Source organism: Solwaraspora sp. WMMB762 (genome assembly GCF_049179115.1).
Taxonomy (GTDB): domain Bacteria; phylum Actinomycetota; class Actinomycetes; order Mycobacteriales; family Micromonosporaceae; genus Micromonospora_E.
This window is the reverse complement of sequence record NZ_JBMHMD010000001.1, coordinates 2,551,571-2,576,079: the sequence shown is the minus strand read 5'-3', so window position 1 is coordinate 2,576,079 and position 24,509 is coordinate 2,551,571. Positions and strand designations below refer to the sequence as shown.

At 71.7% G+C, this 24,509-nt stretch carries 25 protein-coding genes; 15 read left to right on the top strand and 10 right to left on the bottom strand.

The features are described 5' to 3' along the window. The first annotated feature begins 61 nt into the window (after positions 1–61). The 3 genes from ACN27J_RS11355 to ACN27J_RS11345 all read left to right on the top strand — a co-directional run bounded on the left by ACN27J_RS11355 (position 62) and on the right by ACN27J_RS11345 (position 2,464). The gene (locus ACN27J_RS11355) at positions 62–1,078 is read left to right on the top strand and encodes a permease (RefSeq protein ID WP_421372200.1); all 1,017 of its coding nucleotides are present in this window, start codon (positions 62–64) and stop codon (positions 1,076–1,078) included. Beyond that, a complete protein-coding gene (locus ACN27J_RS11350; RefSeq protein ID WP_421365801.1) occupies positions 1,075–1,854 on the top strand; it encodes a TIGR03943 family putative permease subunit in 780 nt (259 codons plus the stop codon). The genes ACN27J_RS11355 and ACN27J_RS11350 overlap by 4 nt, the downstream gene beginning before the upstream one ends. A gap of 79 nt (positions 1,855–1,933) precedes the next feature. After that, the gene (locus ACN27J_RS11345; RefSeq protein WP_421365798.1) at positions 1,934–2,464 is read left to right on the top strand and encodes a DUF6328 family protein; all 531 of its coding nucleotides are present in this window, start codon (positions 1,934–1,936) and stop codon (positions 2,462–2,464) included. On the opposite strand, the gene ACN27J_RS11340 is transcribed toward ACN27J_RS11345, so the two are convergent. The 7 genes from ACN27J_RS11340 to ACN27J_RS11310 all read right to left on the bottom strand — a co-directional run bounded on the left by ACN27J_RS11340 (position 2,447) and on the right by ACN27J_RS11310 (position 7,018). Continuing rightward, positions 2,447–3,052, bottom strand: a complete 606-nt coding sequence (locus ACN27J_RS11340; RefSeq protein WP_421365795.1) for a hypothetical protein — start codon at positions 3,050–3,052, stop codon at positions 2,447–2,449. The genes ACN27J_RS11345 and ACN27J_RS11340 overlap by 18 nt on opposite strands. A gap of 43 nt (positions 3,053–3,095) precedes the next feature. After that, on the bottom strand, positions 3,096–3,536 hold the full coding sequence (locus ACN27J_RS11335; protein ID WP_278170627.1) for a Fur family transcriptional regulator: 441 nt from the start codon (positions 3,534–3,536) through the stop codon (positions 3,096–3,098). Between the two features lie 46 nt (positions 3,537–3,582). Beyond that, positions 3,583–3,876: an ArsR/SmtB family transcription factor gene (locus tag ACN27J_RS11330; RefSeq protein ID WP_370461550.1), complete on the bottom strand. Its 294-nt coding sequence runs from the start codon at positions 3,874–3,876 to the stop codon at positions 3,583–3,585. A gap of 107 nt (positions 3,877–3,983) precedes the next feature. Continuing rightward, positions 3,984–4,901 carry a metal ABC transporter permease gene (locus ACN27J_RS11325; RefSeq protein WP_421365792.1) on the bottom strand — a complete coding sequence of 306 codons (918 nt, stop codon included), beginning with the start codon at positions 4,899–4,901 and terminating at the stop codon, positions 3,984–3,986. Continuing rightward, positions 4,898–5,659, bottom strand: coding sequence for a metal ABC transporter ATP-binding protein (locus ACN27J_RS11320; RefSeq protein WP_421365790.1), 762 nt, complete (start codon positions 5,657–5,659; stop codon positions 4,898–4,900). Before ACN27J_RS11320 ends, ACN27J_RS11325 begins: the two co-directional genes overlap by 4 nt. After that, on the bottom strand, positions 5,656–6,672 hold the full coding sequence (locus ACN27J_RS11315; RefSeq protein WP_421365788.1) for a metal ABC transporter substrate-binding protein: 1,017 nt from the start codon (positions 6,670–6,672) through the stop codon (positions 5,656–5,658). The genes ACN27J_RS11320 and ACN27J_RS11315 overlap by 4 nt, the downstream gene beginning before the upstream one ends. An 88-nt stretch (positions 6,673–6,760) precedes the next feature. Continuing rightward, the gene (locus ACN27J_RS11310; protein ID WP_421365786.1) at positions 6,761–7,018 is read right to left on the bottom strand and encodes a DUF6703 family protein; all 258 of its coding nucleotides are present in this window, start codon (positions 7,016–7,018) and stop codon (positions 6,761–6,763) included. Positions 7,019–7,049: 31 nt separating this feature from the next. Between ACN27J_RS11310 and ACN27J_RS11305 the strand changes: the two genes are divergently transcribed. The 5 genes from ACN27J_RS11305 (at position 7,050) to ppdK (ending at position 13,807) form a co-directional block, all read left to right on the top strand. Continuing rightward, a complete protein-coding gene (locus ACN27J_RS11305) occupies positions 7,050–7,391 on the top strand; it encodes an antibiotic biosynthesis monooxygenase family protein (protein ID WP_123602944.1) in 342 nt (113 codons plus the stop codon). A gap of 220 nt (positions 7,392–7,611) precedes the next feature. Further along, positions 7,612–8,103, top strand: coding sequence for a hypothetical protein (locus ACN27J_RS11300; protein ID WP_421372199.1), 492 nt, complete (start codon positions 7,612–7,614; stop codon positions 8,101–8,103). Positions 8,104–8,173: 70 nt separating this feature from the next. Next, positions 8,174–9,553 (top strand): glycine--tRNA ligase, encoded by a 1,380-nt coding sequence (locus tag ACN27J_RS11295; RefSeq protein ID WP_421365785.1) that lies wholly within the window; start codon positions 8,174–8,176, stop codon positions 9,551–9,553. Between the two features lie 123 nt (positions 9,554–9,676). Beyond that, entirely contained in the window at positions 9,677–10,828 is a 1,152-nt protein-coding gene (dusB, locus tag ACN27J_RS11290) for a tRNA dihydrouridine synthase DusB (protein ID WP_421372197.1), read from the top strand. A gap of 243 nt (positions 10,829–11,071) precedes the next feature. Beyond that, on the top strand, positions 11,072–13,807 hold the full coding sequence (gene ppdK / locus ACN27J_RS11285) for a pyruvate, phosphate dikinase (protein WP_421365783.1): 2,736 nt from the start codon (positions 11,072–11,074) through the stop codon (positions 13,805–13,807). Between the two features lie 84 nt (positions 13,808–13,891). On the opposite strand, the gene ACN27J_RS11280 is transcribed toward ppdK, so the two are convergent. Further along, a complete protein-coding gene (locus tag ACN27J_RS11280) occupies positions 13,892–14,380 on the bottom strand; it encodes a roadblock/LC7 domain-containing protein (RefSeq protein WP_278170617.1) in 489 nt (162 codons plus the stop codon). 462 nt (positions 14,381–14,842) lie between these two features. Between ACN27J_RS11280 and ACN27J_RS11275 the strand changes: the two genes are divergently transcribed. Beyond that, positions 14,843–15,193, top strand: coding sequence for a VOC family protein (locus ACN27J_RS11275; protein ID WP_278170616.1), 351 nt, complete (start codon positions 14,843–14,845; stop codon positions 15,191–15,193). Positions 15,194–15,812: 619 nt separating this feature from the next. Next, positions 15,813–17,108 (top strand): deoxyguanosinetriphosphate triphosphohydrolase, encoded by a 1,296-nt coding sequence (locus ACN27J_RS11270; RefSeq protein ID WP_421365781.1) that lies wholly within the window; start codon positions 15,813–15,815, stop codon positions 17,106–17,108. Between the two features lie 20 nt (positions 17,109–17,128). Here ACN27J_RS11270 and ACN27J_RS11265 read toward each other — a convergent pair whose 3' ends face one another. Continuing rightward, positions 17,129–17,422: a hypothetical protein gene (locus ACN27J_RS11265; protein WP_421365780.1), complete on the bottom strand. Its 294-nt coding sequence runs from the start codon at positions 17,420–17,422 to the stop codon at positions 17,129–17,131. A 308-nt stretch (positions 17,423–17,730) separates the two neighbouring features. On the opposite strand from ACN27J_RS11265, the gene dnaG reads away from it, so the two are divergent. Together dnaG and ACN27J_RS11255 are read left to right on the top strand one after the other, a co-directional pair. Then, a complete protein-coding gene (gene dnaG, locus ACN27J_RS11260) occupies positions 17,731–19,632 on the top strand; it encodes a DNA primase (RefSeq protein WP_421365778.1) in 1,902 nt (633 codons plus the stop codon). A 2-nt stretch (positions 19,633–19,634) separates the two neighbouring features. Next, a complete protein-coding gene (locus tag ACN27J_RS11255; RefSeq protein ID WP_421365777.1) occupies positions 19,635–20,159 on the top strand; it encodes a hypothetical protein in 525 nt (174 codons plus the stop codon). A 57-nt stretch (positions 20,160–20,216) separates the two neighbouring features. On the opposite strand, the gene ACN27J_RS11250 is transcribed toward ACN27J_RS11255, so the two are convergent. Continuing rightward, positions 20,217–21,407, bottom strand: a complete 1,191-nt coding sequence (locus ACN27J_RS11250; protein WP_421365775.1) for an ROK family transcriptional regulator — start codon at positions 21,405–21,407, stop codon at positions 20,217–20,219. 268 nt (positions 21,408–21,675) lie between these two features. Between ACN27J_RS11250 and ACN27J_RS11245 the strand changes: the two genes are divergently transcribed. From ACN27J_RS11245 to ACN27J_RS11235, 3 genes are all read left to right on the top strand, one after another. Continuing rightward, the gene (locus tag ACN27J_RS11245) at positions 21,676–22,614 is read left to right on the top strand and encodes an ABC transporter ATP-binding protein (RefSeq protein WP_421365773.1); all 939 of its coding nucleotides are present in this window, start codon (positions 21,676–21,678) and stop codon (positions 22,612–22,614) included. A 12-nt stretch (positions 22,615–22,626) separates the two neighbouring features. Continuing rightward, positions 22,627–23,274 carry a GNAT family N-acetyltransferase gene (locus ACN27J_RS11240; RefSeq protein ID WP_421365771.1) on the top strand — a complete coding sequence of 216 codons (648 nt, stop codon included), beginning with the start codon at positions 22,627–22,629 and terminating at the stop codon, positions 23,272–23,274. A gap of 89 nt (positions 23,275–23,363) precedes the next feature. Beyond that, entirely contained in the window at positions 23,364–24,503 is a 1,140-nt protein-coding gene (locus tag ACN27J_RS11235) for an Acg family FMN-binding oxidoreductase (protein WP_421365770.1), read from the top strand. The last annotated feature ends 6 nt before the right edge of the window (positions 24,504–24,509 follow it).

Genomic DNA, 24,509 nt, shown 5'->3' with positions numbered 1-24,509 from the left:
CGCGACGCGTCGGACGCGCCCAGGCGACGACATCGACTGGGCCGCACCGGCCGACGACGACCTGTCCGGGTCCGGCGGCGCCGCCGGACCGCCCGGTGGCCCACGTCCACCCCGACGCCGGCTGTTCGGTGACCGGATCGGCTCGGTGGAGGTGCTCGCCTTCCTGCTGATCGGGCTGGTGATCTTCCGCGAGCCGTTGGCCAACCTGATCTCCGACCCCCGGCTGCAGACCTGGACCACGGTCTTCGTGTCGGTGATGGTCCAGGCGATGCCGTTCCTGGTCTTCGGGGTGGTGCTCTCCGCGGTGATCGCGGTCTTCGTGCCCCGGTCGTTCTGGGCCAAGGCGCTGCCGAAACACCCGGCGCTGGCGGTGCCGGTGGCCAGCGCCGCCGGGGTGGTGCTGCCCGGCTGCGAGTGCGGTTCGGTGCCGATCGCCGGGTCGCTGATCCGTCGGGGCGTGGCGCCGGCCGCCGCGCTGGCCTTCCTGCTGGCCGCCCCGGCGATCAACCCGATCGTGCTGGTCGCGACTGCGGTCGCCTTCCCGAACAATCCCGAGATGGTCGTCGGTCGAGGTGTCGCCAGCCTGCTCGTCGCGGTCGTGATGGGCTGGCTGTGGCTGCGGCTGGGCCGTACCGACTGGATCCGCCTGCCGCACCGGCCCGACCTGGACGACCTGTCCCGGGCGCGGGCGTTCTGGGCGGCGGTGCGGCACGACATCATGCACGCCGGTGGGTTCCTGGTGATCGGGGCGATGGCCGCTGCCAGCATCAACGTGCTGGTGCCGGAGCGCTGGCTGCAGACTCTCGCCGACAACCCGGTGCTGTCCATCCTGGCGCTCGCCGTACTCGCCGTGCTGCTGTCGATCTGCTCCGAGGCGGATGCCTTCGTCGCGGCCTCGCTGTCGCAGTTCTCGCTGACTTCCCGGCTGGTCTTCCTGGTCGTCGGCCCGATGGTCGACCTGAAACTTGTCTCGATGCAGGCCGGGACGTTCGGGCGCAGATTCGCGTACCGGTTCGCTCCGGCGACATTCCTGATCGCCGTCGTGGTGGCGGTCGCGGTGGGGACGGTGCTGTTGTGAACAAACAGGCTCAAGGCGTGGTGCTGTTGCTGCTCGGCGGCGCGGTGGTCCGGGCCAGCGTCACCGACATGTACCTGCGGTACGTCAAGGAAGCGTTGCAGCCGTTCCTGATCGTCGCCGGCCTGCTGCTGATCGCCGCGGCGGTCATGACGCTCTGGCACGACCTGCGGCGCCGGTCGTCACCGGCCCCTGCCGTCGGCGTACATGCCGGGCACGGCCACGCCGTCGACGACGGACCCGGCGACGCCGCCGACGACGGGCACGGCCACGCCCATCACGAGCCGAGGGTGGGCTGGCTGCTGATCCTGCCGGTGCTCGGGCTGCTGCTGGTCGCCCCGCCGGCGCTGGGTTCGTACGCCGTCGCGCAGGCCGGCACCGCGTTGAGCAGCGAGCAGGCATCGTCGGACTATCCGCCGCTGCCGGACGGCGATCCAGCCGAAATCAGCGTGCTCGACTACGCCTCCCGGGCGATCTTCGACGAGGGCCGGTCGCTGGACGGGCGCGACGTACGGCTCACCGGTTTTGTCACCGACGGCCCGGACGGTGAGCCGATGCTCGCCCGGATCGTGCTCTCCTGCTGCGCCGCCGACGGCCGGCCGATCAAGGTCGGAATGGACGGCAGCGCCCCGACCGGGCTGCCGGCGGACACCTGGATCGAGGTGGTCGGCCGGTACAGCGACCGGATCGGCACCGACCCGGTGAACGGGGCCAGCATCCCCTACCTGGCGGTCGAGTCGTGGCAGCAGATCGACGCCCCCCGGCAGCAGTACGAGTAGAGGTTTCCCGCAGCGGGGTCCGGGGCACATTGCTGACCGCCGTTTGAGCGTGGGCGGTTCGGCAGGAGGACGAGCGGACGTGGACCGGGAGACTGAAAAGGAACGCTGGCAGCGCAACTTTTCCGATCTGCTGCAGGAGCTGAGAGTCGCCCAGACCGGGGTGCAGATCCTCTTCGCGTTCCTGCTGACCCTGCCGTTCAGCAGCGGGTTCCCCGACACGAACGGGTTTCAACGGGACGTGTACGTGGTGGCGCTGCTGGCGGCGGCGGCCGCCGCCGCGTTGATCATCTCGCCGGTGGCGTTTCACCGGGTGCTCTTCCGACGTGGCCGCAAGCCGGAGCTGGTCCGGTTCGCCCACCGGATGGCCAGCGGCGGCCTCAGCCTGATGCTGGTCGCCATGGTCAGCTCGGTGCTGCTGGTCACCGACTTCATCCTGCCCCGACCGGTCGCGTTCGTGCTCAGCGGCCTCACCGGGGTGTGGTTCCTGATCTTCTGGGCCGCCCTGCCCTTCGTGCACCGTGGCTGGCTGGACGGCGACGAGGAGGACGATGAGGACGAGGACGGCGACGGTGGTGCCGGGCGCGGCGGCCGGTCAGCGTCGGCCACGTAGGCCCAACGCCCGCAGCTCCAGTTCCGCCAACGCGTCGGTGACCGCCGGGTCGCCCCGCCGCCACCCGGCGGCGACGTCCGGGCCCAGCGCGGCGATGGTGCCGAGCGGGCGGGTGGTCAGCGCCCGCAACGCCAGCAGATCCGACCCGGCCGGTACGCCGCGCAGTCGGGCCGCCGCGCTCGCCCGCCGGATCCAGCGCACCCGCAACGGCAGCCAGCCGAACAGCACCAGACCCAGCGGGAAGACCAGCATCGTGCCGGCCAGCACCAGGGCCAGCTCACCGACCAGGTCCTGCTGTTCCTGCCCGGCGGCGGCGACCGAACGGGCCGCCCCGGCGGCCTGCTCGAACGGCCCGGTCAGCTCGTCGCCGACCAGCGGCACCCGGCCGACCCGGCCGCCGACGTCGGCGAGGTTGTCGGCCAGCCCGGTGCCGGCGTTCTCCAGCGTCCGGCCAGCGCCGGCAAGCTCACCGATCCGGTCATGCAGCGAGCTGGCGGCACGGATCCACAGGTAGACCCAGACGACGACGATCAGGTCGGTGGCGAGTTGCCGGGCGGCGCGCGGAAAGCGGTCGGCGTAGATCTGCATGCGCACAGCGTGCCGTACGAGGGCCGGGGCCGCGCGTGCGCAGTCACGTCGTCGGGGTACGCCGGGCGGCGCATTTCGGGCAGGTCCCGAAGATCTCCATCGTGTGGCTGACCCCGACGTACCCGTGCTGCGCCGCGATCCGTTCCGCCCAGCTCTCCACCGCCGGCCCGGCCACCTCGACCGCACTGCCGCACGAGCGGCAGACCAGATGGTGGTGGTGGCCCTGGCTGCACCGCCGGTACAGGTGCTCGCCGCCGGGCGGGCGCATCACGTCGACCTCGCCGGAGTCGGCCAGCCCTTGCAATGTCCGGTAGACCGTGGTCAGACCGACCCGGTCGCCCCGCTGGCGCAGCATGGCGTGCAGCTCCTGGGCGCTGTGGAAGCCGGCGAGCTCGTCGAGGATGGCGCTGACCGCGCTGCGTTGCCGGGTGTTGCGCACCGTCGAGGGTTCCGCGGTGCCGGGCGTGGTGTCTCCAGTCCTCATCAGGGCCTCCGGGACGGGTTCTGCCCGGGCCGGAGCCGGCGGCTGCTCACCGGACCTCCCGGGCATGACTGACAGCGTCCGCGACGATGTGCGCGACGTGTTCGTCGACCAGCGCGTAGGCGATCTCCCGGCCACGTCGGGAGCCGTGCACCACCCCCGCGCCCCGCAGCACCCGCAGATGCTGGGACACCAGTGGCTGCGGCGCGCCGAGCTTCTGCACGAGTTCGTGGACACACCGCTCGCCCTGGGCGAGCTCGGTCACGATCGCCACCCGCAGCGGGGCCGAGAGCGCGCGCAGCAACTCGCTGGCGCTCTCGTACCCGTCGTAGCCGTTGGCCATCGTCACCCCGCAACGGTAACCAATACCAGAGCCGGATCGGCAGGCAGGCGGCTCAGCGGTGCTCGTCGCCGGGTCTGTACCACGTCAGACGGGACGATCCGGGACACCTAGGCAGGACGTTCCGGGACCATCTCGGCGGGACGGTCCAGGACCACCTCGGGTGGCTCGACCTCGCGGGGCTGCCGGCGGTGGACGGCCAGCGTGCCGGCCCGGCGGCGCAGCAGCCGCCACGTCCCGGCACCGACGGCGGTGGCCGCGAAGGCGGCGATGGCCAGGATCACGATGGTCGCGCCCATCGCGGTGTCGGCGGTACCGGCCAGCCACACCCCGCCGCCGGCGGAGGCCGTACCGATGATCATCGCCACCGCCATGGTGCTGCGGAATCCCCGGGTGATCTGCTGCGCGGTCGCCACCGGGACCACCATCAGCGCGCTGACCAGCAGCAGGCCGACCGCCCGCATGGCGATGGTGACGGTCACCGCGGTGGTCACCGCGATCAGCAGGTTGAGGGTGCGCACCGGCAGGCCGGAGACCCGGGCGTACTCCTCGTCGTGACAGATGGCGAACAGGGCCGGCCGCAGCAGCAGCATCGCGGTCAGCACGACTGCGGCCAGCACCACGATCACCCACAGGTCCTCGACGGAGGCGGTGGTGAGCGAGCCGAAGAGGTACGCCATCAGGTTGGCGTTGCTGCGGTCGCCGGCCAGCCCGACCAGCATCACCCCGCCGGCGATGCCGCCGTAGAAGAGCAGGGCCAGCGCCATGTCGCCGGAGGTACGCCCGCGTTCGCGCAGCAGTTCGATGGCGACCGCGCCGACTGCGGCGGCGATCACGGCGGTGAGCACCGGGGAGCGGTCCAGCAGCAGACCGACGCCGACGCCGGTCAGCGCCACGTGGCCGACGCCGTCGCCGATCAGCGACATCCGACGCTGCACCAGATAGATGCCGAGGGCCGGGGCAGCCAGACCGATGACCAGGGCCCCGATCAGGGCCCGGATCATGAACTCGTACTGGAAGATACTCATGCGCTCCACATCCGGGACGGCTCCACCGCAGCGTGCGGATGGACGTGGTCGTGTCCCGGGTCCGCGTGGTGGCCGGCCGGCGCGGGCACCGGGCCGTCGTGCACCACCTCGCCGTGGTGCAGCACCACGGCCCGGTCGATCAGCGGCTGCAGCGGACCGAGCTCGTGGGCGACGAGGAGCACCGTACCGTTGCCGGCCACGAACGCGCCGAGCGCCCGGGCGAACGCCTCCTGGCTGGCCGCGTCGACCCCGGCGGTGGGTTCGTCGAGCACCAGCAGCTCGGGTTCGCCGGCCAGCGCCCGGGCGATCAGCGTCCGTTGCTGCTGGCCGCCGGAGAGCGTGGCCACCGGATCCCGGGCCCGGTCGGCGAGGCCGACGGCGGTCAGCGCCGCGGCGACAGCGGTGCGGTCGGCGGCGCCGGGTGGCCGCAGTACGCCGCGACGGGCCAGTCGACCGGAGGCGACCACCTCGCCGACGGTGGCCGGTACGCCGCTGCCGGCACCGAGCCGTTGCGGGACGTAGCCGATCCGGTGCCACTGCCGGAACCGCCCGGCCGGCACCCCGAACAGGTGTACCGAGCCGCCGCGCAGCGGCACCAGCCCGAGTGCCGCGCGGATCAGGGTCGACTTGCCGGAACCGTTGGCGCCCAGCAGCGCGACGACCTCACCGCTGGTCACGGTGAGGTCGACGGAGCGCAGTACGGTGCGGTTGTCGTAGCCGACCGCTCCGCGCGATACCTGGACGACGCTGGTGGTCACGAACATCCCAGGGCGTCGGTCAGATTGTTCAGATTGTTGTGCATCACCGAAAAATAGTCCCCATCGGCGTCCGGCTGCAGTCCCTCGATCGGATCGAGCACCGCGGTCTCGGCGCCGGTCTCGTCGGCGATGGTCTCGGCGACGCTCGGGCTGACCAGGGTCTCGAAGAAGATCGTCGTCGCCTGGTGCTCCCGGGCCTCCTCGATCACCTCGGCGAGGCGCTGCGGGGTCGGCTCGTCCTCCGGGCTCAACCCGGTGATTGCGATCTGGTCGAGCTGGTAGCGGACGGTCAGGTAGCCGAAGGCGGCGTGGCTGGTGATGATCTCCCGGCGCTCGCAGTCGGCCAGCCGCTCGGTGTACTCGGCGTCCAGGGCCGCCAACTCGGTGCGCAGCGCGGCGGCACGCTCGGTGTAGTCGGCGGCGTGGTCCGGGTCGACGGCGGCGAGTCGTTCGGCCAGCGCGTCACCGACGGTGGCGAACCGGGTGGGGTCCAGCCACAGGTGCGGGTCCTTCGCGCCGGTCTCCTCGGCGTGGTCGTCCGCCTCGTCGGCGTGGTCCGCCTCGTCCTCGGCGTGGCCGTCTTCGTCGGCGTGCTCGTCGGCGCCGTCGTGGTCGTGGCTGTGACCGCCGTCGGTGGCGTTCAGCAGCGGCTCGACCTCCACCACGTCGAAGGCATGGTCGCCGGCCTCCTGCTCCACCGCGGCGTCGACGGCGGGCTGGAAGTTACTCAGGTAGACGACCAGGTCGGCGTCGCTGACCTCGCCGATCTGCCGTGGGCTGAGCTCCAGGTCGTGCGGCTCCGCGCCGGGGGGCGCGAGACCGGTCACCGTGACGGCGTCGCCGCCGATCCGTTCGGCCAGGAACTGCAAAGGGTAGAAGGCGGCGACCACGCCGACCGTTGCGTCGTCGGCGGACCCGTCGCCGCCGTCCTGGGCGCAGGCGGCGGTGCCGCCCAGGGCCAGCAGGGCACCTGCGGTGGTGGCGACGGTACGGCGGAAGAGGTGGCTGTGCATGGGGCAACTGTCCGTGGTGACGATAATGATTGTCAAAAACGCATGGTTGCATGATTCGGTGCCGCCCGCGGCGAGCGGGCTGAAGCGGCTAGAACATCTTGGCGAGGGCGACCGCCACCAGCAGGGTGAGCGCCACCAGGCGAAACATGCGCCCGGCGGCCGGCACCGCCGGCCAGCTGCCACGTAGCAACCAGACCAGCCCGGCGGCCAGCACCAGCAGCGCCGCCGCGCCGACGACCCCAGGCGCGAAGAGCCCGACCAGGACGAGCACCAGGGCGGCGAGGAACGCCCCGGTCGGGCTGATCCGCCCCGAGCGGACCGGCGGCGACGGTTGCGTAGGCTGCATCCGACCGACTCTAGTCAGGAGGGGACTCGACGTGCTGGTGGTCAACCGGTTCGCCGTGCCGGAGGCGGACACGCCCGGCTTCGTCGATCGTGCCCGGGCCGCGTTGCGGGCCCTGGCCGGCCGCCCGGGGTACCGGCGCGGCGCACTGACCCGGGCGCTGGAGGACCCGCTCCGCTGGTGTCTGGTCACCGAGTGGGAGTCGGTGGGCACCTACCGGCGGGCGCTCGGCTCCTTCGAGGTGAAGGTGGACGCGACGCCGCTGCTCGCCGAATCGCTTGACGAGCCGTCCGCGTACGAGGAACTGGTCACCGCCGGGCCCGGAGAAGAACCCGCAGCCCACAGCAGTGACCGGGCGGCGGAGCCGGGACGGTGAGCCGGCGGGCACTACCCTTTGCCCCATGACCGATCCCGGACCGGCGCAACCGCGCCCGCCGTCCGCCGTGCCCGACGAGGCGTCCCCGTGGCAGGCACCCTCGCCGTGGGCTCCGCCGGATCGCCAGCCGCCGGACCGCCAGCCGCCGCCGCAGCCTGCTGCGACCGGACAGCCTGAGGCCGCACCGGACGCCACGCCGGCTGCCGGCCCGGTGACTCCGGTGCCCGGCCCGACCTACCCGGTGCCGGCTGGTCCAGGAGTCGCGCCGCCGTTCGCCGCTCCGCCGGCCGAGGGCCGTACCGCGCGGGTCTGGATCGGGCTGGGCGTCGCGGCGCTCGCGCTGCTGCTGTGTTGCGGTGGTGGCACCGTCGCGCTGGTCGGGCTGATCGTCACCGGCGCCGAAGCGATCGACGAACAGGCCCGGATCGCGGTCGGCGACTACTTCGAAGCGGTGAGCCAGCAGGACTTCGGCGCTGCGTACGACATGCTCTGCGCCGAGGCGCAGCGCCGTGAATCGGCCAGCGAATTCGCCCGGCGGCTCGCCACGGAGCCGGAGATCACCGGCTACGAGGTCGGTCAGGTCTCGGTCACCAGCCGGATCGTCGTACCGGTGGAGGTCGACTACGCCCGGGGCGGCGAGGACACCCTGCGGGTGTCGCTCAACCAGGACACCGGCACCGGTGAGCTAGAGGTCTGCGGCGTCGAGGGGTAGCCTCCGAACATCTGCCAGAACAGCCCGTCCGCACATCCCCGCCGGCCGCCAGCCGGTGTAGGAGCAGCGCATGCCAGCCGACCGCATCGACGCCGTGGCCAGTCTCGCCCACCGGCGTGGTTTCGCGTTCCCGTCTGGTGAGGTCTACGGTGGCCAGCCAATCGCCTGGGACTACGGGCCACTCGGCGTGGAGCTCAAGGAGCATGTCCGCCGGCAGTGGTGGCGCACGGTGGTGCAGCACCGCGACGACGTCGTCGGCCTCGACGCGGCGGTCATCCAGGCGAGGCCGGTGTTCACCGCGTCCGGCCTGCTCGACACCTACACCCAGACCCGGGTCCGGTGCCGGGCCTGCGACCTCACCCAACCGCTGGACCGGATCGTCGAGGCGTTCACTGTACGCCGGGAACAGCCGGCTGCCGCACTCGCCGAGCTCGCCTGTCCGAGCTGCGGCAGCCGGGGCAGCCTCACCGACCCGCAGCAGGTCAGCGGGCTGCTCGAGGTTTCGCCGGACCGTCCGGGGCCACCACCGGACCGGTACTACCTGCGGCCGGAGGCGGCACCGGGCACCTTCGTGAACTTCGCCAACGTGATGATCGCCGCCCGCAAGAAGCCGCCGTTCGGCATCGCCCAGGTCGGCCGGGTCTTCCGCAACGTCGTCGGCCCCGGCGAGTTCCTGCTGCGCAGTCACGAGCGGGAGCGGATGGAGCTGGAGTACTTCGTCGAGCCCGGGACCGACGACGACTGGCTGGAGTACTGGGCGCAGCAGCGGTGGGACTGGTACGTCGACCTGGGTCTCGCGCCACAGCAGTTGCGCCGTACCGAGGTGCCCCTCGCCGGCCTGCCGCAGCACGCCAAGCGGATCGTCGAGATCGAATTCCGGCTCGGTGGTGCCTATCAGGAATTCGTGGTGCTGGAAGGGATCACGAACCGCGCCGACTACGATCTGACCGCGCACGCCAAGCACTCCGGCGCCGACCTTTCCTATTTCGACCAGGACCGGGGCGAGCGGTGGGTGCCGTACGCGATCGAGCCGGCGGCGGACCTCACCGCGACGGTCTTCGCCCTGCTGCTGGCGGCGTACGACGAGGACGAGGCGCCCAACACCAAGGGCGGCGTCGACAAGCGGACCGTGCTCCGTCTCGACCCGCGGATCGCCCCGGTCAAGGTGGCGGTGCTGCCGCTGTCGCGCAACGCCGACCTCTCGCCGAAGGCGCGTGACCTGGGTGCCGCGCTGCGCCGCCGGTGGATGGTCGAGTTCGACGATTCCCAGGCCATCGGTCGCCGCTACCGGCGGCAGGACGAGATCGGTACGCCGTACTGCGTCACGGTCGACTTCGAGACGCTGACCGACGACGCGGTGACCGTGCGGGACCGGGACACCATGGCGCAGCAGCGGGTGTCGCTGGACCAGGTCGAGCGGTACCTGCTGGAGCGGTTGCCGACCGGCTGACCACCGGACCCGACCCGGGGCCGGCCGGCTGACCCCCAACCCGGGGCCGGGGCCGGGTGGGCCCGTGGAATCCTGGACGGCGTGTCTGTCACCCTGCCCCGACCGGCCGGCGGTGTCGCGCCGGTGCTGCCGCCGCTGCCGCTCGGCCGTCACCAGGTGTGGCCACCGGTGGTCCTGGCGCCGATGGCCGGGATCACCAACGTCGCCTTTCGCCGGTTGTGCCGCGAGCAGGGCGGTGGGCTGTACGTCTGCGAAATGATCACCACGCAGGCGTTGGTCGAGCGCAACCCGAAGACGTTGCGGATGATCGCGTTCGCGCCGTCCGAACGGCCCCGGAGCCTGCAGCTGTACGGGGTCGATCCGCAGGTCACCGCAGCCGCCGTGCGGATCGTGGTGGAACGTGACCTGGCCGATCACATCGACCTGAACTTCGGCTGCCCGGTGCCCAAGGTCACCCGCAAGGGCGGTGGTGCGGCGTTGCCGTGGCGGCACCGGCTGTTCAGCCGGATCGTCGCCGGCGCGGTCCGGGCGGCCGCGCCCGCCGGGGTGCCGGTGACGGTGAAGATGCGCAAGGGCATCGACGACGATCACCTGACGTACCTGGACGCCGGGCTGGCCGCCCAGGAGGCGGGGGTCGCGGCGGTGGCGCTGCACGCCCGTACCGCCGCCCAGCGGTACTCGGGCACCGCCGACTGGGACGCGATCGGCCGGCTCAAGCAGGCGCTGAGCGTGCCGGTGCTCGGCAACGGTGACATCTGGGAGGCCGACGACGCGGTGCGGATGGTGGCGCACACCGCCGCCGACGGGGTCGTCGTCGGCCGGGGCTGTCTGGGCCGGCCGTGGCTGTTCGCCGACCTGTCGGCGGCGTTCGAGGGCGGGTCCGGGCGGACGTTGCCGACCCTGGGCGCGGTCGCCGCCACCATGCGCCGGCACGCCGAGCTGCTGGTCGACTGGTTCGGCACCGGACGGGACGGGCGAGCCGACGCCGAGCGGGACGGCTGCACCGACTTCCGTAAGCACGTGGCCTGGTATCTGAAGGGCTTCCCGGTCGGCGGTGAGCTGCGCCGGGCCCTCGCCATGGTGTCCAGCCTGGTGGAGCTCGACGCGCTGCTGTCCAAGCTCGACCCGGCCGAGCCGTTCCCCCGGCACACGTTGGGCCAGCCGCGGGGCCGGACGAACTCGCCGGGCAAGGTCTTCCTGCCGTACGGGTGGCTGGCCAGCCGGGACGACGATTCCGTCCCGGCGGGGGCGGAGATCGCCGATTCCGGCGGCTGAAATCCGCGCTGACGGATCCCGTACTTTACACCGCTCGGCCGGCGTGATCCAGCACACCGGTGAATGCGCAGAACTGCGCACGGAAGCGCTCCCAGAACGGGTATCCGATCGCCACCCGTGTCGTTTCCTGTGCGGCTGGTCACCCACTACTGTCGGCTGGCCTCCCTGGTCGCTTAACCTGCGCGAACCAATGGCCATTGGTGAACCATCGTTCAGCGCCGAACGGCACATGGGAGGCCAACAATGGCGGAATCCGGCGGACCGGGCGACCCGTCCCGGCAGACAGCCCATCACCACAGGTACGTCTACGACTTCACCGAGGGGAACCGCTCCCAGCGGGATCTGCTCGGCGGCAAGGGGGCGAACCTGGCCGAGATGACCAATCTCGGCCTGCCGGTCCCACCCGGCTTCACCATCACCACCGAGGCGTGCCGGGCCTACCTGACGACCGGCGCGGTACCGCCGGACCTGCCCGACCAGATCGCCGCCGCCCTGGCCCGGCTGGAGCGCCAGCGCGGCAAACGGCTCGGTGACCCGGCCGACCCGCTGCTGGTCTCGGTCCGCTCCGGGGCCCGGTTCTCCATGCCGGGAATGATGGAGACGGTGCTCAACGTGGGCCTCAACGACGAGTGCGTGGCGGGGCTCGCCGCCCAGGCCGGCGGTGACGAACGGTTCGCCTGGGACTCCTACCGTCGGCTGGTCCAGATGTTCGGCCGGACGGTCTGCGGGGTGCCGGGGGAGGAGTTCGACCAGGCGCTGGAGGCGGCCAAGCGGGCGGCCGGGTCCGACGATGATCTCGCGCTGGACGCCGCCGCGCTGCGCGGACTGGTCCGGGCGTACCAGAAGATCTTTTTCGCGCACACCGGCCGGGACTTCCCGCAGGACCCCCGCGAGCAGCTCGACCTGGCGATCCGGGCGGTCTTCGACTCGTGGAACGCCGAACGGGCGGTCATCTACCGGCGTCAGGAGCGGATTCCCGCCGAACTCGGCACCGCGGTCAACGTGGTCGCGATGGTCTTCGGTAACCTGGGGCCGGACTCCGGCACCGGCGTCGCCTTCACCCGCGACCCGGCCAGCGGTGACCAGGGGGTCTACGGCGACTACCTGGCCAACGCGCAGGGCGAGGACGTGGTCGCCGGGATCCGCAACACGCTGCCGCTGCAGGAGCTGGCCCGGCTCGACCCCCGCTCGTACGACGAGCTGCTGGCCATCATGGCCCGACTGGAGAACCACTACCGGGACCTGTGTGACATCGAGTTCACCATCGAACGCGGCAAGCTGTGGATGCTGCAGACCCGGGTCGGCAAGCGGACCGCCGCCGCCGCGTTCGTCATCGCCAGCCAGTTGGTCGACGAGGGGATCATCGATCTGGACGAGGCGCTGCACCGGGTCAGCGGGGCACAGCTGGCGCAGCTGTTGTTCCCCTGTTTCGACCTGTCCGGCGCGCCGCCGACGATCGCCACCGGGGTGGGTGCCTCGCCGGGTGCGGCGGTCGGCAGGGTCGTCTTCGACTCGGCGCGGGCGGTCGAGCTGGCCAGGCAGGGGGAGCAGGTGATCCTGGTCCGGCGGGAGACCAACCCCGATGACCTGCCCGGCATGATCGCCGCGCAGGGCATCCTGACCAGCCGGGGCGGCAAGACCAGCCACGCCGCCGTGGTGGCCCGGGGGATGGGCAAGACCTGCTTGTGCGGGGCCGACGCCCTCGACATCGATGCTGGGGCCGGGCGGTTCATGGTCGGCGATCTCTCCGTCTCCGAAGGTGACGTGGTGTCGATCGACGGCACCAGTGGCTGCCTGTACCTCGGTGCGGTGCCGGTGCGCCCGTCCGAGGTGGTGCAGTACTTCGAAGGCACCGTCGATCCGGCGAGCACCACCGACCCGCTGGTGCTCGCCGTACACCGGATTCTGTCCCACGCCGACGACCGGCGGCGGCTGGCGGTGCGCACCAACGCCGACACCGGCGCAGACGCCGCGCGGGCCCGGCGGTTCGGCGCCGAGGGGATCGGGCTGTGCCGCACCGAGCACATGTTCCTCGGCGACCGCCGGGAACTGGTGGAGCGGTTGATCCTGGCCCGTGACGAGGCGGAGCGTGCGGCTGCGCTGGCCGAACTGCTGCCCCTGCAGCGGGCCGACTTCCGGGAGATCTTCCAGGAGATGGACGGCCTGCCGGTCACCGTACGGCTGATCGACCCGCCGCTGCACGAGTTCCTGCCGTCGCTTGAGGAGCTGGCCGTCTCGGTCGCCCTGGCGCAGGCCCGGGGTCAGGACGCCGGCCGCGACACGGCGCTGCTCGCCGCAGTGCGCCGGATGCACGAGCAGAATCCGATGCTCGGCCTGCGTGGCGTGCGGCTCGGCCTGGTCATCCCGGGGTTGTTCGCGATGCAGGTGCGGGCGATCACCGAGGCTGCCGTCGAGTTGGCCGCCGCCGGGCGCGATCCGCGCCCGGAGATCATGGTCCCGCTGGTCGGTGCGGTCCAGGAACTGGAGACGGTACGCGCGGAAGCCGACCGGATCATCGCCGAGGTGCTCGGCGACCGGTCAGTCGAGATCCTGATCGGCACCATGATCGAGGTGCCCCGGGCCGCGTTGACCGCCGGTCAGCTCGCCGGATCGGCGCAGTTCTTCTCCTTCGGCACCAACGACCTGACCCAGATGGGCTGGGGATTCTCCCGTGACGACGTGGAGGGCGCGTTCTTCTGGCGTTACCTGGAGCTTGGCATCTTCGGCATCTCGCCGTTCGAGTCGATCGACCGGGACGGGGTGGGCCGGTTGGTGCGGATCGCCGTCGAGGAGGGCCGTGCCGCCCGGCCCGGTCTGAAGATCGGGGTCTGCGGCGAGCACGGCGGTGACCCCGACTCGGTGCACTTCTTCCACGAGGCGGGCCTGGACTACGTGTCCTGCTCGCCGTTCCGGGTGCCGGTGGCCCGGCTGGAGGCCGGCCGGGCGACGGTCGAGTCGACCGGCTCGGACAGTCGCTGACCGGCCGCTGGCGAAGAGCGGCCGGGCACCCTGGGGGGCGGAGGGTGCCCGGCCGCCGCCTCGGTTCCCGCCGGCCGGCGTTGGTCAGAACCGGCGGCGAGGTAGCGCCGGGTTGTACGGCAGGGTCGCCATCGGGGTGCGGACCGCCAGCGGCGCGTGGTTGTCCAGCAGGCCCGGCACCGGTGCCGCGACGTTGCCGGCCGGTCTGCTCCGCAGCAGTTCGCCGATCGACCGGGCGGCCCGACGGCCATGCGCGTGCAGCAGGCCCGGATCGGTGCCCGGTCCGGCGAGTACGGCGAGCAGCGCCCGGTCGCCCACCGGGTAGAGGGCGACCTGGCCACGGTTGCCGTGGATGACGGTCTCCCGCAGGTCACCGTGGCCGGCGGTCATCGCGAACCGCCGCCCCAGGCCGACGCTGGCGGCGGCCAGTGCGGCGATGCTCTCCGCCTCGGCGTTGGCGAGGTCGTGGGTGATCAGCAGGCCGTCCACCCCGGTCAGTACGGAGCCGGTCACGTCGGGCACCCGGTGGCGTAGCCCGTTCAGCTCGGCAACGATAGCGGTGTCAGTGTCCACCGGCGGTCTCCTTCACTCGATCGTCCGGTTGGCTGGTCGCCGACCTCGTTCCGACCGACCCGCCGCAGGCGTACGGGCGGGTGGTGGCCGGGTGGGGAGGGCGACTGCGGTCGGCGCGGCGTCGGCGACGTTGCGCGTCGCGCGACGGTGGGGCGCAGGGTTCCGCCACCGGGCCGGGTGGGGTGCCGGCGGGCCTCGGTCGGTCGATGATCGACACCAGCGGATTGTCCAATCGTCCGGTCGAGGCGGCAGTGACGATGTGCTCCTGGCACGTTACCGCAGGCGATGTTTCTTTGTGGACCCGTAACCATCGGCAATCGGACAGCAACTGATAACTGATCGGCTATTGCGAACGATCATCAAACTGACTTCGGGTGTTTGGCCCGTCACCCTGCCGGGTCGGTGGTGGCCGCCGTACGGTAGGCCTGGAACCGGGTTCCGTACGACCTCAGGAGGTGGCCGGTGGCAAGTCAGTGGGAAAACCTGGTGGTCGACGCCCACGACCCGGCCCGGCTGGCCAGATGGTGGGCGCAGGCGCTCGGCTACCAGATCGTGCACGAGGCGCCAGACGAGGTGGAGATCCGGCGTTCGCCGGACCAACTGCCCGGTCTGATCTTCGTCCCGGTGCCGGAGAGCAAGCAGTTGAAGAACCGGCTGCACATCGACCTGCGTCCGACGGATCAGGCAGCGGAGGTCGAGCGGCTGGTCGACATGGGCGCCCGCCGGGTCGACATCGACCAGGGCGACGTCACCTGGATGGTGCTGGCGGATCCGGAGGGCAACGAGTTCTGCGTGCTCAGCGGACGTGGCTGAGTGGCCCGCTCGACCGCGGCCTGCAGCAGCAGTAGGAACGTCCGGCCGTCCGGCCCGTCGCCGAATCCCAGCCAGCAGGACTCGGGCCGGCCATGGGTCTGCCAGCGGGCGGTGACCAGGATGCCGTCCGTGGCCGGCAGGGCCAGCGCCAGCGTGGCCAGTCGGGCCGACCGGGCGTAGCCGTGCGGCGGATCGTCCCCGGCCGTGACCAGGTGCCGCCCGAGCAGGATGTCGACCCGATGATGACGGCGCGGTGGTCGCGCAGATCCGGTCGGGCCGGTCGAACTGGTCAGACAGCAGGCGCTGGCACCGGCCAGCTCTCCCATGAGCTGGCCGGCGCAGTGCTCCTCGACGGCGTACCGCATCGGTTCGGCGACATCGCAGATGTGTACGAGCCGGCTGGTACGGGTCCACCCCTGGTCAGCCACGCCCCGATTGTGGGCTGGTCGGTGTGGTCCCGCAGGACCGACGTCAACATCACGACACAAACTGGAAACCACCCCGAAATCGTCACCCGATCGGGTGACGGCACCGCCGCACGAGGGGTCCGGTTCGCCGCCCCGCTGGGCTGGTCGGGCTGCCGGTTCGCCGCCCCGCCAGGGCGGTTAGGCTGCTGAAGGTGAGTGCCTCTCCGGACGGCCCGGCGGTTGGTCGTGCCGCCGACGCGCACCGTCTGGTGCCGGAGCCGGCCAAGGACACCGGCTACGGGCGCAGCCCGTACGAGCGGGACCGGGCCCGGGTGCTGCACTCGGCCGGGTTCCGGCGGCTGGCGGCCAAGACCCAGGTGCATCTGGCGGATCCGAGCGGCGCGGACGGCGTACCCCGGACCCGGCTGACCCATTCTCTGGAGGTCGCGCAGATCGCCCGTGAGATGGGTGCCCGGCTCGGCTGTGACCCGGACGTGGTGGACGTCGCGGGCCTGGCCCACGACCTCGGACACCCGCCCTTCGGACACAACGGTGAGCGGGCACTGGACGAGGTCGCCGCCGGCTACGGCGGCTTCGAAGGCAACGCGCAGACGCTGCGGGTGCTCACCCGCCTGGAAGCCAAGGTGATCGGTCCGTCCGGCGATTCCGTCGGGCTCAACCTCACCCGGGCCTCGCTCGACGCTACCTGCAAGTACCCCTGGCCATGCGGGCCCGGTGAGCGCAAGTTCGGGGTGTACGCCGACGACCAGCCGGTGTTCGCCTGGCTGCGCGACGGCGCTCCCGACGGCCGGCGGCGCTGCCTGGAAGCGCAGGTGATGGACTGGGCCGACGACGTCGCGTACTCGGTGCACGACCTGGAGGACGGTATCCATGGCGGCTACATCGACCTCGGTCGGCTGATCGCGGACCCCGACGAACAGGCCGCGCTGGCGGCCGACGTCGCTGCGGTGTACTCCACCGAGTCCGCCGACGACCTGGCCGGCATCCTGGCCGAACTGCTGGCCCGACCGGCGTTGCGGCTGCTGGTCGGCTACGACGGCAGCCACCCGGCGCAGGCGGCGCTGAAGGGCACGACAAGCATGCTCACCGGGGCGTTCGTCGCCGCCGCGGTGTCCGCTACCCGGGAGCGCTCCGGCGGGCTGCCGGTGCGGCGGTACGCGGCCGATCTGGTGGTGCCCCGGGTGGTGCGCGCCCGCTGCGCGCTGTTGAAGGGGCTGACGTTGCGCTACGTGATGCGTCGGCCGGGTGCTGCCGCCGGCTACCTGCGGCAGCGGGAGATTCTCGCCGAACTCGTCGAGGCGTTGACCGCGTACGCCCCGGCCGGTCTGGACCCGGTCTTTCTCCCATTGTGGTCGGACGCGTCGGATGACCGGGCCCGGGCCCGGGTGATCATCGACCAGGTCGCGTCACTCACCGATCTGGCGGCGATCTCCTGGCACCGGCGGCTGACCCGGCCGGCGGGGCGGCCGGGTCCGACCCGCGTCTGATCCGGTTCACGGCCGGTGGCTCACTCGGCCGGCGGGCGGACCGCGACCAGGTCTGCGGCGAGCAGCGCCGACCACCAGGTCTCGACGTTCGACAGCGATCCGGAGATGATCCGTGGCTGGTCGCCCTCGGTGAGCAGGGTCAGGGCCGAGCCGTCCGGCCAGGCCAGCACCCAGCCGGCGATGTGCGGGAGCTCGTCCTCCGGTGCCAGCTCGGCGTCCTGGCTGCGGTAGAGGGCACACAGTCGGGGCGCTTCGTCGAGGGCGATCACGTCCAGGTGGTCGGTGGCGCTGGTCTCGGGCAGCAGCTGGGGCATGGGGGTGCCTCCTCCTTCGGGCTGGGGATCCGGCAATTTCGGGCTGGGGATCCGGCAATGTAGACAAGACACAGTGAATCGTGAAGAAAGAGAAACAAGCCAGCGAACGGTTCACTAGGTACGACACAGACAGTATTGCCGTGGTCACAGGGAAGGACAAGGTCTGTTCTTCGGCGAGGCGTGGAAAGTGCGTATTGACAGGAGCCTGCCTGGTCAGGGCGGGGTTCGGGAGGTTCGCCGCAGCCGGTGAGGTGCCGGGACCCGGCTGCCGGCACCCGCACCGTCGGTGATGGTGGCGGCAGGGCAGGATGTACCTCGAAGGGGGGCGGCAGAGCATGGCTGGTCGGATCCGGGACGAGGACATCTCGCTGGTGCGGGAGCGTACGTCGATCGCCGACATCATCTCGGAGAGCGTCACGCTCAAGTCGGCCGGTGGTGGCAACCTCAAAGGGCTCTGTCCCTTCCACGACGAGAAGACGCCGTCGTTCACCGTGGCACCCGGCCGGAACGTGTACTTCTGTCACGGTTGTGGCAAGGGCGGGGACGCGATCACCTTCCTGATGGAGGCCGAGCACCTCACCTTCGTCGAGTCGGTGGAGCGGCTCGCCGCCCGCGCCGGGATCCAGCTGCGCTACATCGAGGCCGGTCCCGCGCCGGTACGCCAGCAGACCGGTCAGCGGCAACGGCTGACCGCGGCACACGCCGCCGCAGTCGAGTTCTACGTCGACCGGCTGACCGACCCGGCGGCCCGGCCGGCCCGCGAGTTCCTCGCCCGCCGGGGCTTCGACCGGGCGACCGCCGAGCGGTACGCGTGCGGCTTCGCCCCGGACGCGTGGGACGAGCTGACCCGGCACCTGCGCCAGCGGGGCTACACCGCCCAGGAGTTGATCACCGCGGGGCTGGCCCGCCAGGCCCGGTCCGGCTCGTTGATCGACCGCTTCCGGCGCCGCCTGTTGTGGCCGATCCGGGAGCTCAGCGGCGACGTCATCGGCTTCGGTGCGCGCAAGCTCTTCGACGACGACGACGGACCCAAGTACCTGAACACCCCGGAGACCCCGATCTACAAGAAGTCCCACGTGCTGTACGGGATCGACCAGGCGAAGCGGGAGATCGCCCGGCAGGGCCGGGCGGTGATCGTGGAGGGCTACACCGACGTGATGGCCTGCCACCTGGCCGGGGTGCCGACCGCCGTCGCCACCTGCGGCACCGCGTTCGGCGCGGACCACATCGGCGTACTGCGCCGGCTGCTGATGGACACCGAGGCGGTCGCTGGGGAGATCATCTTCACCTTCGACGGGGACGCGGCCGGGCAGAAGGCGGCGCTGCGCGCGTTCGAGGAGGATCAGCGTTTCGTCGGGCGTACCTTCATCGCGGTCAGCCCGGACAACATGGATCCGTGCGATCTGCGGCTGGCAAAGGGCGACCTCGCGGTGCGCGACCTGGTCGCGCGCCGGGAACCGCTGGTCGACTTCGCGCTGCGGCAGGTACTGAGCCGGTTCGACCTGGACACCGTCGATGGCCGGGTGGAGGCGATGCGGCGGGCCGCGCCGCTGGTGGCGAAGCTCAAGGACCGGGACAAACGCCCAGAGTACGTGCGCAAGCTCGCCGGCGACCTCGGAATGGAGATCGAACCGGTGCAGCGGGCGGTGCTCGCGGCGGCGGCCGGGCCGCAGCGGACCGCTGGCGGCCGGGCGGCGGTGCCCGAGCCGGCGGCGCCAAAGCCGCGCAACGAGCCGGACGATCCTCAGACGCTGGTCGAACGGGAGGCGTTGAAGCTCGGGCTCCAGGTGCCGGTGCTCGCCGGTCCGATGTTCGACAACCTCGGCGCGGAGGTCTACCAGCATCCGGTACACGCCGTGCTGCGGGACGCGATGGCGCAGGCCGGTGGGGCCGCGGCCGCCACCACCGGAGCGGTGTGGATCGAGCGGGTCCGGGACAACTGCGCCGACCTCGCGGCCCGGGCGTTGGTCGCCGAGCTGGCGGTCGAACCGCTGCACGTCGACCGGGACGCGGACCCGTACTACGTCTCGGTGACCCTGGCCCGCCTGCAGTGGGGAGCGGTCACCACCCGGATCCGGGAGCTGAAGTCGAAGGTGCAGCGGATCAATCCGGTGACCAACCAGGACGAGTATCTGACCCTGGCCGGAGAGCTGTTCTCCCTGGAACAGCATGCGCGTGCGTTGCGCGAACAAGCCGTGGGAGGGTTGTGACGGTGTGGAGTCTGTTTCGGCGTAGCGCGCGGCTGCCGGCCGACCAGCGGCCGCCGCTGGACCGTGACGAGCGGGTGCTGGCCTGGAGTGGGACCGCGACCGGCACGCTGGTCGTCACCAACCGGGGCCTGTGGTTGCCGGGCCGGGACACCCGGCTCGGCTGGCACCGGGTGCACAAGGCGGTCTGGTCGGGCGAGACGCTGGTCGTCACGCCGGCCGAGACGGTGTCGGAGCACGACGGCTACACCGTGGTCGCCGACGGACCGGCAATCTCGTTCGACCTCTCGGACCCGGGAGACGTCCCGGACCAGGTCCGGACCAGGGTGACCCGGTCGGTCGGCTACAGCATGCACCACCAGCTGGACGGTGGCGGGGCCCGGGTGGTGGGCCGGCGGGTGTCCGGCATCGACGGCCTGAGCTGGACGGTGCGCTACGACGTCGGCGTCGACACCGACGCGGCCTGGCTGCCGGAGCGTACCGCCGAATTGGTGGCCGCGGCCCGGGCGTCGGTCGAGCAACAGCCGTGACCAGCCGCCGTGGTGGAGCCGTCCGGTAGCGGATGCGCCCGGGCCGGGTAGGTCGGCTCAGCTGGCGGTGAAGACGTGGTCGCTGATCATCCGGGTAGCGCCGATCAGACCGGTCTGGTCACCCAGCTCGGACAGGACGATCGGCATGTCGCCGGTGGCCAGCGGCAGTGAGCTGCGGTAGACGACGCCGCGGATCTCGGCCAGTAACGCGTGCCCCATCCCGGCGAGCCCGCCGCCGATCACCACCATTCCCGGGTTGAAGAAGCTCACCAGCCGGGCCAGCACCTGGCCGACGCGTCGTCCACCGTCGCGGACCATGCCGACCGCGACCGGGTCGCCAGCGGCGGCCGCCCGGGTGACGTCCAGCGCGGTGAGCGTGCCGATCCGGGCGAGTTGCTCGGCGAGCTGGTCGGAACGCCCGGCCCGGGCGGCGGCGACCGCGTCGCGGGTCAGCGCCGCACCGCCGAAGTACGCCTCCAGGCAGCCGACGTTGCCGCAGAGGCACTGCGGCCCGTTCTCGTCGACGGCGGTGTGGCCGATGTCGCCGGCGCAACCGTTCGCTCCCCGGTAGACGTCTCCGTCGACCACTATCCCGGCGCCGATTCCGGCGCCGATCTTGACGAACAGGAAGTCGTCGAACGAACGGGCGATGCCGGCGTGTTTCTCACCGAGCGCCATGATGTTGACGTCGTTGTCGACCAGCACCGGGCAGCCGAGTTCGGTGCTGAACATCTCCCGTACCGGGAAGCGGTGCCAACCCGGCATGAACGGTGGCGAGACCGGCACGCCTTCGTGGAAACTGACCGGACCGGGCACCCCGATGCCGGCGCCGGTGAACCGCGTGGTCCCCGAGTCGGCGGCCAGTTTGGTGACCAGTTCGAGGGCCTGCGCGATCACCGTCGTCGGCCCCTGGCGCAGTTCGGTGCGCTCGGTCATCCGGGCCACGACCTGCAGTTCGCCGTCGGTGAGCGCCACGTCCAGGGTGCTCGCGCCGATGTCGATGCTGAGGAAGCGGGTGGCGGCGGCGATCCGGACGATCGACGACGGACGACCGCCGCGGGACGCGGCCGGACCGGCGGTCTCCACCAGACCCCGGTCGATCATCCGGTCGAGCTCGGTGGCCACCTTCGACCTGGAGAGGCCGACCGCTTCGCCGAGTTCGGCGCGCGAGCACGGGCCGTCGCGGAGCAGGCGCAGGATCTGCGCCTGGTGCGTGTTCTCCGGCCACACTCCCAACACGTTGGTCATTGTCCTTTACCTGGGTCCGGCACGTGGCGTCGTCCGACGTGGAGGGCCGGTGGACACGCGGGCGAAGCGGACCGGCGTGGGCAGGGACCGGGCGAGGTGACGAACTCGTCCGCCGACTCGGGAGTAGCGAGTCAGGATGGCAAACTTAGTGCATTGAAGTTGAAACTTCAAGATGTTCGTACTGTACTTTGTCCTCGATCTGACGAAAGACGCCTGCTCGCGAAACTCGCTGGCGTCCCTGTCGGGGCCGCGCGGTAGCGTCGTGGCCGTGACTGAACGGGGTAGCGGGCCACTCATCCACGCACGCGGTCTGGTCAAGCGGTTCGGGGCGTTCACCGCGGTCGCCGGGATCGACGTCGACGTCGCGCCCGGCGAGGCGTTCGGCTTCCTGGGGCCGAACGGCGCCGGCAAGAGCTCCACCATGCGGATGGTGGGCTGCGTCTCCCCGCCCAGCGGCGGCACCCTGCGCATCCTCGGAATGGATCCGCAGCGGGACGGTCCGGCGATCCGGGCCCGGCTCGGCGTCTGCCCGCAGCTGGACAACCTCGACCAGGAGCTGACGGTACGGGAGAACCTGGTCAGCTACGCCCGCTACTTCCAGATCCCGCGACCGGTCGCCCGGCGACGCGCCGACGAACTGCTCGACTTCGTGCAGTTGCGCGACCGGGCGGGCAGCAAGGTCGAGCCGCTGTCCGGCGGCATGAAACGCCGACTCACCATCGCCCGTGCCCTGGTCAACGAGCCGGACATCGTGCTGCTCGACGAGCCGACCACCGGGCTGGACCCACAGGCCCGGCACCTGGTGTGGGAGCGACTGTTCCGGCTCAAGCAACGGGGCGTCACGCTGGTGCTGACCACGCACTACATGGACGAGGCCGAGCAGCTCTGCGACCGACTGGTGGTGATGGACGGCGGTCGGATCGTCGCCGAGGGCTCGCCGCGGGACCTGATCACCCGCTACTCCACCCGTGAGGTGGTCGAACTCCGGTTCCCGACCGACGACCAGGAGAGCTTCGCCGGCAAACTGGGCGGAATCGCCGAACGGACCGAGGTGCTGCCGGACCGGATCCTGCTCTACACCGGCGACGGCGACGGGGCGCTCAACGAGGTGCACCGCCGTGGGCTGGCGCCGACCAGCGCGCTGATTCGGCGCAGCGGTCTGGAGGACGTCTTCCTGCATCTCACCGGCCGGACCCTGATCGACTAGAATCGGCCGGGCATGATCGCGCAGACCGACCGGCTGTCACTACGCCGCTTCACCATCGACGACCTGCCACTGCTCGTCGAGCTGGACAGTGACCCCGAGGTGATGCGGTACCTCACCGGGGGCCGACCGACCCCGGCCGAGACCGTACGCCGCGAGGTCCTGCCCGCGATCCTGCGTGACTATCTGCGCTTTCCGGGCTTCGGCAAGTGGGCCGCCATCGAGCGCTCCAGCGGTGCCTTCATCGGCTGGTTCGCGCTGAAGCCGGCCGCCGCCGGTCCGGCTGTCACCGGTCCCGCCGACGGTGTGGTCAACGGCCGGGGTGGTCGGCTGGCGATCACCGAGGTAGAGCTTGGGTACCGACTGCGGCGCGCCTCCTGGGGCCGGGGGTACGCCTCGGAGGGTGCCCGAGCGCTGCTGCGGATGGCGTTCGACCACCCGACCGTCGACCGGGTCTTCGCCGAGACGATGGCGGTCAACGTCGCTTCGCGGCGGGTGATGGAGGCGGCCGGGTTGCGCCTGGCCCGCTGCTTCCACCTGCAGTGGGACGATCCGATCGAGGGCGTCGAGCACGGCGAGGTCGAGTACGAGGTGCGCCGGGTCGACTGGTCGGTGCGGGCCGTCGCCCCGGCACCGGCGATCGAGCGCAACCGCCCGCACTGACGGCGGTCTTCGACCAGGCCCGTTGGACCCTGCCCGGACGGGCGGGAAGCCTCTGGGCCGGCCGGGCATCAGCGGATCAGGCTGGGGTTGTGACCGAGGAACGCGTACCAGCACCGGCGCCCGACACCGCCGCCGTGCCCGGCGGGGCTGGCTCCTCGTACGATCCCGTCGCCTGCGTACGGGCTGCCGTCGCCGCGCCGTCACTGCACAACAGCCAGCCGTGGCGGTTCCGGATCCGGCCCGGTGGCCGGACCGGCCCCGGCGAGGGCGGCACCCAACCGGCGACGGACGGCACCGACGGCACCCCGGCGCCGGCCATCGAGGTCCTCGCCGACCGGCACCGCCAGCTGGACGTCATCGATCCCGCAGGTCGGGAACTGCTGATCAGTGTCGGGGCGGCCCTGTTCAACCTGCGGCTGGCCGTGCGGCAGCAGGGCTGGCTGCCCGAGGTCCATCCGTTTCCCGACCCGGTCGAACCGGACCTGGTGGCCCGGGTCGTCCCCGGTCGCGCCGCCGCACCGTACCCACAGCTCACGGCGCTGGCCGATGCCGTTGCCCGGCGGCACACCAACCGCTGGCCGTTCGCTCCGGCGGTCGTACCGGCCGACGTGATCGAGGGTCTGATCGTCGCCGCACGTCGAGAGGGGGCAGAGCTCGCCGTCGCCGGTGCCGTCGCCCGAGGGGCGATTCTCACCCTCGCCCGCAGCGCCGAACAGCGGCAGCGGGCCGACGGCGCCTACCGCGCGGAACTGGCCCGATGGACGATACCCGGGCACGGCCGGCGGGAGGGGATTCCCCGCTCGGCGATCGGTCCGTGGGACGCCCTGGAGACCCTGCCGATCCGTGACTTCGGCCTGGTGGCGCCGCGCCTGACCCGGTCGACCGAACGCTTCGAGCCGTACCCCACCATTCTCGTGCTGTCCACCACGGGCGACACCGAGCGGCAGTGGCTGGCCGCCGGGCAGGCGCTGCAACGGGTGCTGTTGCTGGCCACCGTCGAGAACCTGGCGACCACCCCGATCAGTCAGCCGCTGGAGATACCCGGGATCCGGCAACTGCTGGCCAACCAGCGGCGGGGGACCGTGGCACAGATGGTCGTCCGGGTCGGCTACGGTCAGCCCGCCCCGGCCACGCCGCGACGCCCGCTGGCCGAGGTGCTCTGCGCCGTAGCCCGGGCGGCGGACCCGGGAGACGGAAATCCCGGTGAGGATGTCCCGCCGTCGCCGTAGAGTACG

Bases quoted from the DNA above. Each gene is read 5' to 3' on its own strand.
- ACN27J_RS11340 (WP_421365795.1), bottom strand. From the start codon at position 3,052: ATGCAGATCTACGCCGACCGCTTTCCGCGCGCCGCCCGGCAACTCGCC.
- ACN27J_RS11335 (WP_278170627.1), bottom strand. From the start codon at position 3,536: ATGAGGACTGGAGACACCACGCCCGGCACCGCGGAACCCTCGACGGTG.
- ACN27J_RS11330 (WP_370461550.1), bottom strand. From the start codon at position 3,876: ATGGCCAACGGCTACGACGGGTACGAGAGCGCCAGCGAGTTGCTGCGC.
- ACN27J_RS11325 (WP_421365792.1), bottom strand. From the start codon at position 4,901: ATGAGTATCTTCCAGTACGAGTTCATGATCCGGGCCCTGATCGGGGCC.
- ACN27J_RS11315 (WP_421365788.1), bottom strand. From the start codon at position 6,672: ATGCACAGCCACCTCTTCCGCCGTACCGTCGCCACCACCGCAGGTGCC.
- ACN27J_RS11310 (WP_421365786.1), bottom strand. From the start codon at position 7,018: ATGCAGCCTACGCAACCGTCGCCGCCGGTCCGCTCGGGGCGGATCAGC.
- ACN27J_RS11295 (WP_421365785.1), top strand. From the start codon at position 8,174: ATGCCAGCCGACCGCATCGACGCCGTGGCCAGTCTCGCCCACCGGCGT.
- ppdK (WP_421365783.1), top strand. From the start codon at position 11,072: ATGGCGGAATCCGGCGGACCGGGCGACCCGTCCCGGCAGACAGCCCAT.
- ACN27J_RS11265 (WP_421365780.1), bottom strand. From the start codon at position 17,422: ATGCCCCAGCTGCTGCCCGAGACCAGCGCCACCGACCACCTGGACGTG.
- dnaG (WP_421365778.1), top strand. From the start codon at position 17,731: ATGTACCTCGAAGGGGGGCGGCAGAGCATGGCTGGTCGGATCCGGGAC.
- ACN27J_RS11250 (WP_421365775.1), bottom strand. From the start codon at position 21,407: ATGACCAACGTGTTGGGAGTGTGGCCGGAGAACACGCACCAGGCGCAG.
- ACN27J_RS11240 (WP_421365771.1), top strand. From the start codon at position 22,627: ATGATCGCGCAGACCGACCGGCTGTCACTACGCCGCTTCACCATCGAC.